Annotated in this window: 13 protein-coding genes; 8 read left to right on the top strand and 5 right to left on the bottom strand. The window is 64.4% G+C overall.

What is annotated here, in order from left to right; genetic code table 11:
- Positions 1 to 16 precede the first annotated feature (16 nt).
- Both AC1DZ8_RS26600 and AC1DZ8_RS26595 read left to right on the top strand, forming a co-directional pair.
- Positions 17 to 214 (top strand): hypothetical protein, encoded by a 198-nt coding sequence (locus AC1DZ8_RS26600; RefSeq protein ID WP_477301793.1) that lies wholly within the window; start codon positions 17 to 19, stop codon positions 212 to 214.
- A gap of 42 nt (positions 215 to 256) precedes the next feature.
- The gene (locus tag AC1DZ8_RS26595; protein WP_477301791.1) at positions 257 to 2365 is read left to right on the top strand and encodes a molybdopterin-containing oxidoreductase family protein; all 2109 of its coding nucleotides are present in this window, start codon (positions 257 to 259) and stop codon (positions 2363 to 2365) included.
- Between the two features lie 61 nt (positions 2366 to 2426).
- Here AC1DZ8_RS26595 and AC1DZ8_RS26590 read toward each other — a convergent pair whose 3' ends face one another.
- The gene (locus AC1DZ8_RS26590; RefSeq protein WP_477301789.1) at positions 2427 to 2933 is read right to left on the bottom strand and encodes an Lrp/AsnC family transcriptional regulator; all 507 of its coding nucleotides are present in this window, start codon (positions 2931 to 2933) and stop codon (positions 2427 to 2429) included.
- 74 nt (positions 2934 to 3007) lie between these two features.
- Here AC1DZ8_RS26590 and AC1DZ8_RS26585 point away from each other — a divergent pair, with 74 nt between their 5' ends.
- The 6 genes from AC1DZ8_RS26585 to AC1DZ8_RS26560 all read left to right on the top strand — a co-directional run bounded on the left by AC1DZ8_RS26585 (position 3008) and on the right by AC1DZ8_RS26560 (position 8948).
- Positions 3008 to 4216 carry a diaminopropionate ammonia-lyase gene (locus AC1DZ8_RS26585; protein WP_477301787.1) on the top strand — a complete coding sequence of 403 codons (1209 nt, stop codon included), beginning with the start codon at positions 3008 to 3010 and terminating at the stop codon, positions 4214 to 4216.
- A complete protein-coding gene (locus tag AC1DZ8_RS26580) occupies positions 4213 to 5439 on the top strand; it encodes an allantoate amidohydrolase (RefSeq protein ID WP_477301785.1) in 1227 nt (408 codons plus the stop codon). The genes AC1DZ8_RS26585 and AC1DZ8_RS26580 overlap by 4 nt, the downstream gene beginning before the upstream one ends.
- 14 nt (positions 5440 to 5453) lie before the next feature.
- A complete protein-coding gene (locus tag AC1DZ8_RS26575) occupies positions 5454 to 6626 on the top strand; it encodes an amidohydrolase (protein ID WP_477301783.1) in 1173 nt (390 codons plus the stop codon).
- Between the two features lie 108 nt (positions 6627 to 6734).
- A complete protein-coding gene (speB, locus tag AC1DZ8_RS26570) occupies positions 6735 to 7538 on the top strand; it encodes an agmatinase (RefSeq protein WP_477301781.1) in 804 nt (267 codons plus the stop codon).
- A 63-nt stretch (positions 7539 to 7601) separates the two neighbouring features.
- Positions 7602 to 8384 (top strand): 4-hydroxy-tetrahydrodipicolinate reductase, encoded by a 783-nt coding sequence (gene dapB / locus AC1DZ8_RS26565; protein WP_477301779.1) that lies wholly within the window; start codon positions 7602 to 7604, stop codon positions 8382 to 8384.
- A gap of 321 nt (positions 8385 to 8705) precedes the next feature.
- The gene (locus AC1DZ8_RS26560; RefSeq protein ID WP_477301777.1) at positions 8706 to 8948 is read left to right on the top strand and encodes a DUF680 domain-containing protein; all 243 of its coding nucleotides are present in this window, start codon (positions 8706 to 8708) and stop codon (positions 8946 to 8948) included.
- Positions 8949 to 9243: 295 nt separating this feature from the next.
- Here AC1DZ8_RS26560 and AC1DZ8_RS26555 read toward each other — a convergent pair whose 3' ends face one another.
- From AC1DZ8_RS26555 to purM, 4 genes are read right to left on the bottom strand one after another with little or no spacing between them, the layout of a single operon-like run.
- Complete coding sequence (locus AC1DZ8_RS26555; protein WP_477301775.1) at positions 9244 to 9759, bottom strand: SixA phosphatase family protein; 516 nt, start codon at positions 9757 to 9759, stop codon at positions 9244 to 9246.
- Between the two features lie 10 nt (positions 9760 to 9769).
- Positions 9770 to 10102: a hypothetical protein gene (locus AC1DZ8_RS26550; RefSeq protein ID WP_477301773.1), complete on the bottom strand. Its 333-nt coding sequence runs from the start codon at positions 10100 to 10102 to the stop codon at positions 9770 to 9772.
- Positions 10103 to 10135: 33 nt separating this feature from the next.
- Positions 10136 to 10843 carry a phosphoribosylglycinamide formyltransferase gene (gene purN, locus AC1DZ8_RS26545; protein ID WP_477301771.1) on the bottom strand — a complete coding sequence of 236 codons (708 nt, stop codon included), beginning with the start codon at positions 10841 to 10843 and terminating at the stop codon, positions 10136 to 10138.
- Positions 10840 to 11919 (bottom strand): phosphoribosylformylglycinamidine cyclo-ligase, encoded by a 1080-nt coding sequence (gene purM, locus AC1DZ8_RS26540; RefSeq protein ID WP_477301976.1) that lies wholly within the window; start codon positions 11917 to 11919, stop codon positions 10840 to 10842. Before purM ends, purN begins: the two co-directional genes overlap by 4 nt.
- Positions 11920 to 12061 lie beyond the last annotated feature (142 nt).

Below are 12061 nucleotides of genomic sequence, written 5' to 3'. Positions count from 1 at the left end.
GGTCGGAGCGCTGTCGATGTCCAAGGCACTGTGGATCGAAGCCGGCAAGATACTGGCGGTAGACCCCAAAGCTGTCGTCAAATGCCCCGACTGTGGCGAGGCGGATCTGGAGATTTTCGATACTCCGGCAGACGCAACCCATATCGAGCGCCACATGCGTTGCCCGAGATGTGGCGCCTACAATGCGCTGCTCAAGCGCACCGATGGCCTGTAACTGGCCCTACACGCCGCGCCCGAAACTAGCTAGACAAGCCCCATGAACCAGCACGCCAAGCTCCGCATCGGCCACTCCGCCTGTCCGCATGATTGCCCGTCGACCTGCGCGCTCGAGGTTGAACTGCTCGACGGCAACCGCATCGGCCGCGTCCATGGCGCCAAGTCCAACACCTACACATCGGGCGTCGTCTGCGCCAAGGTCGCGCGCTATGCCGACCGTGTCCACCATCCGGACCGGCTGCTGAAGCCGCTGGTGCGCGCCGGCGCCAAGGGCGACGGCGTCTGGAAGGAATCTAGCTGGGAAGCGGCACTCGACCTCGTTGCTGAAAAATTCATCGCGGCCGAGGAAAAATACGGCTCGGAGACGGTCTGGCCTTACTATTATGCCGGCACGATGGGGCTGGTGCAGCGCGACGGCATCGACCGGCTGCGCCATGCGAAAAAATACTCCGGCTTCTTCGGATCGATCTGCACCAACCTGGCCTGGACCGGCTGGATGATGGGGGCGGGCGCCTTGCGTGGGCCTGACCCGCGCGAAATGGCCAAGTCCGACTGCGTGGTGATCTGGGGCACCAATGCCGTGGTCACGCAGGTCAATGTGATGACCCACGCCATCAAGGCTCGCAAAGAGCGCGGCGCCAGGATCGTCGTCATCGACGTCTACGAGAACGCGACGATGAAGCAGGCCGATATGGGCCTGGTGCTGAAGCCCGGCACCGACGGCGCGCTCGCCTGCGCGGTTATGCATGTCCTGTTCAGGGAAGGCCTGGCCGACCGCGCCTACCTCGAAAAGTACACCGATGATCCGAAGGGGCTGGAGGCGCATCTGAAAACGCGCACGGCGGAATGGGCCTCCGCCATCACCGGCCTTGCCGTCGCCGAGATCGAAGCCTTTGCGCGATTGGTTGGCACGACCAAAAAGACCTATTTCCGCCTCGGCTATGGCTTTGCCCGCCAGCGCAACGGTTCGGTCAACATGCACGCGGCGTCCTGCATCGCCGCCGTCACCGGCGCCTGGCAATATGAGGGCGGCGGCGCTTTCCACTCCAATTCCGGCATCTTCAAGCTGAACCAGGATGTGTTGGAAGGGACCGCGATGCGCGATCCCTCGATCCGCCATCTCGACCAGTCGCGCATCGGCCCGGTGCTGACGGGCGCCAAGGACGCGCTGTTCGGCGGCCCGCCGGTGACGGCAATGCTGATCCAGAACACCAACCCGGTGAATGTCGCGCCCGAGCAGCGGCTGGTGAAACAGGGTTTCCTGCGCGACGACCTCTTCACCTGCGTGCACGAGCAGTTCATGACCGACACGGCAAAACTCGCCGATGTCGTGCTGCCGGCAACGATGTTTCTCGAGCACGACGACGTCTACAAAGGTGGTGGCAACCAGCACATCACGCTTGGTCCCAAGCTGATCGACCCGCCGGAAGGGCCGCGCACCAACCATTTCGTCATCGAGCAATTGGCCGAACGTCTCGGCGTCGCCGACCGGCCGGGCTTTGGCCTGACCGAGCAGCAGCATATCGACATCATCCTGGGTAAGCGCGGGCTGGGCACCTTCGCCAGCCTGAAGGAAGACAAATGGGTCGACCTGCAGCCGGATTTCGAGGCGGCCCACTTCATCGAAGGCTTCGGCCACGCCGACAAGAAATTCCACTTCCGCGCCAACTGGAGCGGGCAGGCGGCGCCCAACCGGCCGCCGGAAAGCATGGGCCTGTTCGGACCGGTAGCGGAGCTGCCGGAATTTCCCGACCATGTCGACCTGATCGAGGTGGCGGACGCCGAGCATCCGTTCCGGCTGACGACATCGCCGGCGCGCAATTTTCTGAATTCGACATTCTCGGAAACACCGGTGTCGCGAGCCAAGGAGAGGCGGCCGGAATTGTTGTTGCACCCGGACGATGCCGCAGCGCTTGGATTGGGCGATGGCGACCGCATCGAGGTCGGCAACCGGCGCGGCGAGGTGGTGCTGCACGCCAAACTGTTCGACGGCATCAAGCGCGGCGTGGTTATCGCCGAAGGCATCTGGCCGAACAGCGCCCACGAACGCGGCGAGGGCATCAACGTGCTCACCGGCGCCGATGCGCCGGCGCCCTATGGCGGCGCGGCCTTCCACGACAACAAGGTCTGGCTGCGGCCGGCCGGCTAAAGCAATTCCAGGAAAAGTGTGAAGCGGTTTTCCGTCCGGAATTGCGAAAAAATGAGACCTATTATCCCGGCAAGGGCACCGTCAGGCCAACCTTGACGCGGTCCATGGCAACGAAGGTGCGGAATTTTCGCACATTCTTGCTGTCGAAAAACAGTTTGCGCGTCAGCGCCTCATAGGCGCCCATGTCGGCCACGGTGATGACCAGGATGAAGTCGGCCTCGCCGGTGACGTAGTAGCATTGCTGCACTTCGGGCGCCGCCGAGAATTGCCGCTTGGCCGCGTCGATCAGGTCCGAGCGTTCGCTCTCCAGCTCGACCTCGACGAAGATGGTGATGGGCTGGCCGACCGCCGCCGGCTCGACGACAGCGACATTGCCGGCGATGACGCCGGATTGTTCCATGCGCTTGATGCGCCGTTGCACTGCCGGCGCCGACAGGTTGACGGCTTCACCGATCAGCCGCTGCGGTGTGGTGTTGTCCCGTTGCAGGATGGCAAGGATGGCGAGGTCGAAACTGTCGAGTGAGGGCGATGCAGGCAATGGAGGTATCCCGGCGAAACAAACTTGCATTCCGAAGGTCCAATTACAGCGCTCTTTGCGCCTTGGCTGCAATATGATTTCGTCTGATCCCAAGGAGGCCGTTCGTGTTCCTGCTCAACAATAATGTGTTGCATCGCCGGCCGCTCGATCCGGTCGATGCCGAAACGCTGGGGCTTGCCGGTGCCGACACGGTCGAGCGATTTCTCGCCCATCGCGACAATCATCGGGTAACGCCGCTGCATGCCTTGCCGGCGCTGGCTGACGAACTCGGCCTCGGCGCCATCCACATCAAGGATGAAGGCTTTCGCCTCGGCCTTGGCAGCTTCAAGGCGCTGGGCGGCGCCTATGCCGTCTTCCGCCTGGTGCTGGAGGAGGCGAGCCGGTCGCTCGGTCGGCCCGTCGACGTGGACGATCTCGACCGGCCCGAAGTCCGCGCGGTCGCTGCCGGCATGACGGTTGCCTGCGCCACCGATGGCAATCACGGCCGCTCGGTTGCGCAAGGGGCGCAGCTTGTTGGCGCCAAGGCGGCAATCTTCGTTCACGCCGGCGTCAGCGAGGAGCGCATCGCCGCAATTGCGCGCTATGGCGCCGAGATGATCCGCGTCGACGGCAATTACGACGACTCGGTGAGGCAGGCAGCTGAGGTTTCCGCCGAGAAAGGCTGGACCGTGGTGTCAGACACATCCTGGCCGGGCTACGAACGCATCCCCGGTTTGGTCATGCAGGGCTACACCGCGATCGTGCGCGAAGCCTTGCGCCAGTTGCCGCAGCCGCCAACCCATGTGTTCGTGCAGGCCGGTGTCGGCGGCATCGCCGCTGCCGTGGCAGGCCATCTCGCCATCGTGTTGGGCGATGCCAGGCCGACCTTCATCGTCGTCGAACCCGCTCGCGCGGCTTGCGTTGTCGCGGCCGCCCAGGCAGGTCGCGTAGTCAAGGCGGCGCATGGCGAGCCGACGGTGATGGCGATGCTCGAATGCTATGAAGCCTCTCCGGTCGCCTGGCGCGTGCTGGCGCGTGTTGCCGACGCTTTCATGACGGTGGACGAGGACGAGGCCGTCACGGTGATGCGCCGGCTGGCGCAGCCGGTTGGTGCCGATCCGGCGATCGTTTCAGGCGAAAGCGGTGGCGTCGGTCTTGCCGGTCTGATCCGGGCGATGGCCGACCACAAGGTCGAACTCGGGCTCGACGGCAAATCCCGCGTGCTGCTGATCAACACCGAAGGCGCCACCGACCCGCATCGCTATGCCGAGCTTGTCGGGCAAACCCCTGCCGGTGTGTTGGGCGGCAAGCTGATGGCCGAGGCCTTGTCATGATCGGAGTTGATGCACAGCGCCTGCTTGGTCGCATCCAAGAACTCGGCACCGTTGGCCGTGACGGGGAGGGGCGGCTGATCCGGCTCGCCGCCTCCGACACCGACAGACAGGGCCGCGACCTCTTCGTCGGCTGGCTCAAGCAGGCCGGGCTCGATGTCGCCATCGACCGGGTCGGCAATATTTTCGGCATTTGGCAAAGCCCCGACAATGCCGGACAGGCGCCGCTGCTCATCGGTTCGCACATCGACACCGTCATCGACGCCGGCATCTACGATGGCTGCTATGGCGTGCTCGCCGGGCTGGAGGTGATCGAGACACTGAAGGCTTCGGGCTTTTCGCCCTCGCGCCCGGTTGCGGTCGCCGCCTTCACCAATGAGGAAGGCGTGCGCTACACGCCCGACATGATGGGCTCGTTGGTCCATGCCGGTGGTGCCGGCGCGGACGCGATGTTGGCCGCCATCGGCACCGACGGTAGCGTGCTTGGAGAAGAACTCGCCAGCATCGGCTATGCCGGCGACCGCGAGCCCGGCTTCCTCAAGCCGCACGCCTATCTCGAACTGCATATCGAGCAGGGGCCGGTGCTGGAACGCGAACGCGTGCCGATTGGCGCGGTCGAGAATTTGCAGGGCATTTCCTGGCAGCGCATCACCATCGACGGCGCCGCCAACCATGCCGGCACCACACCGATGTCGATGCGCAGCGATGCCGGCCATGCCGCCGCCCGTGTCATCACCTTCCTGCACGATCGGGCGAAGGCTTCGAATGGGCCGACCGTGGCTACTGTCGGCACGATGCGCTTCGAGCCGAATGCCATCAACGTCATTCCCGCTCGCGCCGTCTTCACCATCGACCTGCGCGATCCCGACGAACAGCGCCTGCAGGCGCATGAGGTGGCCCTTGCCGCCTATCTCGAGGAGCTTGCCGTTGCGGAGAACGTCACGATCTCGGTCGAGCGGCTGGCCCGCTCCGAACCGGTGCTGTTCGATATCGGCATCGTCAAACGGATCGAGGCCGCCGCGAAAAGCCGCGGCCTTGGCGTCAGGCGCATGACATCGGGCGCCGGCCATGATGCGCAGATGATGGCCCGCATGGCGCCCGCGGCGATGATCTTCGTGCCGAGCGCCGGCGGCATCAGCCACAATCCGCGCGAACATACCGACGATGCCGAGCTTGTCGCCGGCGCCAACATCCTGCTTGATGTCGCAAGTGAGCTTGCAAAATAGGTTGGGGGAAAAACATGGCTGAGCTCGATCGTGACGCGCTGAAGCAGGAGATGACCGGCTGGCGGCGCGACCTGCACGCGCATCCCGAATTCGGTTTCGACGAAAAGCGCACCGCCGCCTTCGTCGCCGCCAAGCTGCGTGAATTCGGGCTGGACGATGTCACCGAGGGCGTCGGCGGCACCGGCGTCGTCGGCACGCTGAAGCGCGGCAGCGGCAACCGGGTGATTGCGCTCAGGGCCGACATGGACGCGCTGCGCATCACCGAGCAGTCGACGGCGGCCTATCGTTCGCAAAATACCGGCTTCATGCATGCCTGCGGCCATGACGGCCACACCACCATGCTGCTCGGCGCGGCAAAACTGCTGGCCGCCGAGGGCGGGTTCGACGGCACTGTGCGCTTCGTCTTCCAGCCGGCTGAGGAATGGGGCAAGGGCGCGATGGCGATGCTCGATGACGGGCTGATGCAGCGTTTTCCCTTCGACGAGATTTTTGGCCTGCACAACATGCCCGGCCTGCCCATCGGGCGTCTCGAAACCCGCGTCGGTCCGTTCATGTCGGCGGAGGACAATTTCGAGATCGTGCTCAGGGGGATTGGCGGCCATGCGGCGAGGCCGCATTCGGGCAATGAGACGCTGGTCGCCGCCTGCGCACTGGTCACCAATCTGCAGACCATCGTCTCGCGCCGGTTGAGCCCGGCCGATATAGCGGTGGTTTCGGTGACCGAGCTGATCACCGACGGCACCCGCAACGCATTGCCCGGTCTCGCCCGCATTCTGGGTGACGCCCGAAGTTTTCGCCCCGAGGTCAGTGCCGAGATCGAGCGGCAGATGCGGGTCATCACGGCGGGCACGGCCAACGCTTACAACGTTGCCGCCGAGGTCACTTACAGCAGGGAATTCGTGCCGCTGCAGAATGATGCCGAACTGGTCGACGAGGCCTTTGCCGCCGCACGGCGCGTTTTGCCTGACAATGCCGTCGGCGTCGCGGCGGAGCCGATGACCGGCTCGGAGGATTTCGCTCGCTTTCTCGACCACGTGCCGGGCTGTTTCGTCTTCCTCGGCAATGGCGAGGCCTCGGCGCCGTTGCACAATTCCAGCTACGACTTCAACGATGACGGGCTGTTGCATGGCACCAATTTCCACGCCGCCATCGTCAGGCAAAGATTGGGTGGCCAAGCCGGGACGTGATGGCGGCCTGGTAGCGTCTCGACCTTGGCTGCTGGCCCAAGCGGCTGAGGTATCGCCAGCCAGCTCCCGGGTTTAGTGAGATTGCCTGTTGCCGGAGATCGCACGCCAATGGCCAGGGTTTCGCTTCTGGGAATACCGCATGACGACAACTCGTCCTATCTCAAGGGGCCGGCTGCCGCACCGGCTTTGATTCGCCGCGAGCTCGCCAGCGATGCGCACTCCTCATGGAGCGAAACCGGCTTCGATGTGGCGGACAGTTTTCTCGACCATGGCGACATTGATTTTTCCGGCGCCAGCGACCCGTGGGAGCGGATCGAGGCCGAGGTCGGCCGCGCCATGGATGCCGGCCATCCGCTGATCAGCCTCGGCGGCGACCACGCGATCGCCTGGCCGGTGCTGCGCGCCGTACGCCGCCGCCACCCCAGGCTGACAATCGTGCAGATCGACGCCCACCCGGACATCTACGATGCCTATCAGGGCAACAAGCGCTCGCACACTTCGTCCTTCGCCCGCATCCTGGAAGAGGGGCTGGTCGACCGGCTGATCCAGATCGGCTTGCGCACGCTCAACGACGAGCTTCGTGACCAGCTCGAGCGCTTCGGCGTCGAGGTCTTCGAGGCGCGTCATTTCAGCGAGGATCTGCGGCTCGACATCAGGACGCCGGTCTATCTCTCGGTGGATCTCGACGGCCTCGATCCGGCCTGTGCGCCCGGCGTCTCGCACCGCGAACCCGGTGGTCTTACAACCCGGCAAGTGATCAACCTGATCCAGCGAATCGACCAGCCGATCGTCGGCGCCGATGTTGTCGAATACAATGTGAACCAGGACGTCTCCAACCTGACGGCGCTGGTTGCCGCCAAGCTGGTCAAGGAAATTGCTGGCATGATGGTCAAGACCAATGGCGCTGCTTGAATCAATCTGGCAAGGCGGCATGCCAGACCATTGTTCGGTAAAGCATTCCCAACGAAAGCGGCCATGCCGCACCCAGTGAAAATAGCCATAGCCGGCGCGCTTGGCCGTATGGGCAGGCAGATGGTGGAAGCCGTCGAGGCCGACCCCAGGCTGGCGCTTGTCGCCCGCTTTCACAGGCCGGGCAGCGCCGGTGAAGGCCTGGTCGAGCGTGACGAGGCGCTGGCGCTTGCCGATGTCGTCATCGACTTCACCGCGCCGGCAGCCTCCGTCGAACTGGCAGAGGCCTGCGCCGCGCGTGGCGGCCCGGCGCTGGTCATCGGCTCGACCGGCTTTGAGCCGGCCGAACTCGCCGCCATCGCTACCGCTTCGAAGTCCGTCGCCATCGTGCGCTCCGGCAGCTATTCGCTCGGCCTCAACATGCTGGCCGGGCTGGTCGAACAGGCGGCGCGGTCGCTTGGTCCCGACACCGACATCGAAATCCTCGAAGCGCATCACCGCTTCAAGGTCGATGCGCCGTCTGGCACGGCGCTGATGCTGGGCGAGGCGGCGGCGCGAGGGCGCGGCGTGATCGTCGACGATGTGGCGAGACGCGCTCGCGACGGCGTCACAGGTCCGCGCCCTGCCGGCGAGATCGGCTTTGCCGTGCTGCGTGGCGGCAGCATCGTCGGCGAGCACAGTGTGAGCTTCCTCAGCCAAGGCGAGACGCTCACGCTTTCGCATTCCGCCGGTGACCGCTCGATGTTCGCGCGCGGCGCCATTGCGGCGGCACTGTGGGTGGTGGAACGTCCGCACGGCGAATACGACATGCGCGACGTTCTGGGGTTCGACAGAAGGGCCGGGCACTGACCCTGCCAATCCCTTGCAAGGCTGCGGTTGTCGCTGTTTTCCCGCCATCGACGCACTGTATCGTGATCGATGAACGCCGGCTCAGCGATTGGTCGCGCCTTATAGCAAGTGCTAGAACTTAACTACATGATATCACAATAGAAAATTCCAGCCGCCGCGTCATCTGGTGGATTTCAAGATCGAACTGAACGGTTCGGTTCGCACATTTTAGTGATTGGAAATGGCAGCAAGACAGACCCATCTCGGGTTGGTCCGAGCGACGCGAATTCCTCCCAAGGCACGCCACTAGACGGACAGGACCAGATATCTGGAGTACTTAAAATGACCAAGATCGCTCTTACCGCTGCTGCCCTCCTCGTTGCCACCGGCACCGCTTTCGCAAGCAGCGACCACTACGGCTCTGACGGTGTCAACCAGCCTGCTGTGACCGCGTCGACCACTCCGGCCGGCAACATAGACCACAGCTATACGGCCTCGATCGGCAAGCCGGCCACCTTCGGCGGCTTCACGATCAAGGGCGACTCTAACCAGCCGCAATCCGGCCAGGGCATCTGGGGCCGTTGATTTCCAGCGAGATCTACGACCACAAAGAGCGGTGGGCTTGGCCCGCCGCTCTTGTTTTTTGTGCAGCCGGCTTGGCTTCCGCGCGGTCTGAATCAACTCGGCAGCAATCTATTCTATCTTCTTGTTTGCACGGCATCTTTCTAGGCCAAGCTTGGCGACCTTCGTTCGCGGCCGGCCCGTTTGAGCGCTACTGATACAGGAGGGCGGCGGATTATCTCCCCCCTTGAGGGGGAGATGTCGCCGAAGGCGACAGAGGGGGTCGCTGCGCGTCAAGCGCCAGCATTTTTCGCAAGCGCTACGCCAAATCCTTCGGCCGGATGCAATGCGTCAGCCGGGCTGTGCCGAAGGCGAGGTCTGCCCAGTCGTCGTCGACGACAAAGCGAGCAAGGGCGCCGGTCGGGAATTTCTCTTCAAGCTTGCTGAGAGCCCCGGCATCCGATCGCGGACCGGCAAGCCGGCGCGCCAAATCCTCCAGGCCGGGATTATGGCCAAGCACCAGGAGACAGCCGGCCGATGCGATTGCCTGTTGCACCTCGGCCAGAATGTCTGCGGCAGTGGCTTCGAAGAGAGCCTCGGCAAACTCCGCCGGCACTCTCGCCGGCAGTTCGGCCGAGACCAGCCGCCATGTCTCACGCGTGCGCAGCGCCGGTGACACCAGCGCCAGATCGGGCAGCCAGTCGCGTCTGGCCAGCTCGCGCCCCATCCGCGGCGCAGCCTTCAGCCCGCGGGGCCCGAGCGGCCGGTCGAAATCAGCAAGCGCCGGATCGTCCCAACTCGACTTGGCATGGCGCAGCAGGAGCAGCTGTTTCATCGCTTACATCTCAGGACCAGGGAATGTTGAGTTGGAAATCTTTGCCATATCCGCCACCATACTTGGCGCCCGTAGCGACATCGAAAGCTGCCAACAAAGTGTCGAAGATGAACAGGCCGACACGCTTCTCGTCCTTGTCCCATTTGACGGCAATATCCGCTTCCGCGATCGCCCAGGCGCCTGATCGAATATGAATCGCGCCGATGATCGTCCCGGCGGCCTGGCCGTTCACTTCGCACAGGTAAAAATACGCTGTGGCGTTTGGCGGTCCATCGGTATCGTCGTATTCAAAGACGCCGGCGAGGTCGCCTTTTCTTCGGATCGCGCTGTCAAAGATATCCAAGGGCTTCAGGTCCCGACCTGCGTCCTGAAATTCTTACGGCGTGATCCGCGCCAGCTGTTCGAGATCACGCTCCTCGCGCAGCGGGTCGGGCGCCATCACCACGGAGGTGGCGTTGTCGGCGTCGTCGGCGAAATGCGCCAGCACGGTGCGGCCGCCTTCCATGCGTGCCTTGCCGTCGGCGACCAGCCCGAGCGCCAGTGCGTAGAGCCGGTGCTCGGCCTTCAGCACACGGGCGGCAAGCGTGTCCTCATTGTCGCCGACCATCACCGGCACCGCGGCTTGCGCGATGATCGGGCCGTCATCCATCTCGGGCGTGACGAAATGCACCGTGCAGCCATGGATGCGCATGCCGGCGCGCAGGGCGCGTGCATGCGTGTCCAGGCCCTTGAAGGCCGGCAGCAGGGCAGGGTGGATGTTCAGCATGCGTCCTTGCCACTTCTCGACCAGGCCGCGGGACAGGATGCGCAAATAGCCGGCCAGCGCCACGATCTCGGCATTGAACGCAACCAGCGCGGCGTCGATCGCCGCATCATGGGCTTCCTTGCTGGCATGATCGGAGCGCACGATGACCTTGGTCGGGATGCCGCGCGCGGCTGCAATGCCGAGGCCGGCGGCGTTCACCCGGTCGGAAATGACGCCGACGATCTCGGCGGGATAGGCCGGATCGCTCGCCGCCGCGATCAGCGCCGTCATGTTGGAGCCGCGTCCCGAGATCAAGACAACCGTGCGTTTCCTGCTCATAGGCCGATCGAGCCCCGATAAATGACGCCGGCGTCGCGGCGCGGCACGATGCGGCCGATTGGCGTCACCGTCTCGCCGGCCTCCTGCAGCACGGCGGCGACCTGCGCGGCCTGGCCGGAGGCGACGACGAGGATCATGCCGATGCCGCAGTTGAAGGTGCGCATCATCTCTTCCGGCGCCACGCCGCCGGTTTTCGCCAGCCAGGAAAACACCGGCGGCACATCGATGGCATTGAGGTCGAGTTCGGCGGAAAAATCCTTGGGCAGGACACGCGGAATGTTTTCGGGAAAGCCGCCGCCGGTGATGTGGGCCAGCGCCCTGATGCCATGCGTGTTGCGGATCGCCTTCAGGATCGACTTCACATAGATGCGGGTCGGCTCGAGCAGCGCCTCGGCCAGCGTCGCCTCGTCGTTGAACGGCGCCGGATCGCTCCAGGCAAGGCCGCTGACGCCGACAATTCGGCGCACCAGCGAAAAGCCGTTCGAATGCAGGCCCGACGAGGCGAGGCCCAAAAGCACATCGCCCTCGACGATATCGTCGGTCGGCAGCAGTTGGCCGCGTTCGGCCGCGCCCACGGCAAAACCGGCAAGATCATAATCCTTGTCGTGATACATGCCGGGCATTTCAGCGGTTTCGCCGCCGATCAGCGCGCAGCCGGCCTGCCGGCAGCCCATTGCGATGCCGCCGACGATCGCCGCCCCCTGGTCGGGGTCGAGCTTGCCGGTGGCGAAATAGTCGAGGAAGAACAGTGGCTCGGCGCCTTGGACGACGATGTCGTTGACGCACATGGCGACGAGGTCGATGCCGATCGTGTCGTGCTTGCCGGCATCGATGGCGATCTTCAGCTTGGTGCCGACGCCGTCGTTGGCGGCGACCAGCACCGGGTCCGTGAAGCCGGCGGCCTTGAGGTCGAACAGGCCGCCAAAGCCGCCGATTTCGCCATCGGCGCCCGGCCGCCGCGTCGCGCGCACCAGCGGCTTGATCTTTTCAACCATGAGGTTGCCGGCATCGATGTCGACACCCGCCTCGGCATAGGTGAGCCCGTTCTTGCGCTTGGCCTGGTCGCCCTTGCTCATCGTCGGCGCATCCCTGTTTCCCTTGCGGGCTCTTCGCATGAATGGTTTCGGGGGGCAAGGAGGGTGACAGCCCAATCTCCCCCCTTGTGGGGGAGATCAGATGCTTCGCCGCCTCGCTACTTGCGCCCACCTGCCATCTCCC

Source organism: Mesorhizobium sp. P2_F7, from assembly GCF_056403695.1.
This window is presented reverse-complemented; position numbering and strand designations above follow the sequence as displayed.

Coding starts and splice junctions, on each gene's coding strand:
- AC1DZ8_RS26600 (WP_477301793.1), top strand. CDS start 17: ATGTCCAAGGCACTGTGGATCGAAGCCGGCAAGATACTGGCGGTAGAC.
- AC1DZ8_RS26595 (WP_477301791.1), top strand. CDS start 257: ATGAACCAGCACGCCAAGCTCCGCATCGGCCACTCCGCCTGTCCGCAT.
- AC1DZ8_RS26590 (WP_477301789.1), bottom strand. CDS start 2,933: ATGCAAGTTTGTTTCGCCGGGATACCTCCATTGCCTGCATCGCCCTCA.
- AC1DZ8_RS26580 (WP_477301785.1), top strand. CDS start 4,213: ATGATCGGAGTTGATGCACAGCGCCTGCTTGGTCGCATCCAAGAACTC.
- AC1DZ8_RS26575 (WP_477301783.1), top strand. CDS start 5,454: ATGGCTGAGCTCGATCGTGACGCGCTGAAGCAGGAGATGACCGGCTGG.
- speB (WP_477301781.1), top strand. CDS start 6,735: ATGGCCAGGGTTTCGCTTCTGGGAATACCGCATGACGACAACTCGTCC.
- dapB (WP_477301779.1), top strand. CDS start 7,602: ATGCCGCACCCAGTGAAAATAGCCATAGCCGGCGCGCTTGGCCGTATG.
- AC1DZ8_RS26560 (WP_477301777.1), top strand. CDS start 8,706: ATGACCAAGATCGCTCTTACCGCTGCTGCCCTCCTCGTTGCCACCGGC.
- AC1DZ8_RS26555 (WP_477301775.1), bottom strand. CDS start 9,759: ATGAAACAGCTGCTCCTGCTGCGCCATGCCAAGTCGAGTTGGGACGAT.
- purN (WP_477301771.1), bottom strand. CDS start 10,843: ATGAGCAGGAAACGCACGGTTGTCTTGATCTCGGGACGCGGCTCCAAC.
- purM (WP_477301976.1), bottom strand. CDS start 11,919: ATGAGCAAGGGCGACCAGGCCAAGCGCAAGAACGGGCTCACCTATGCC.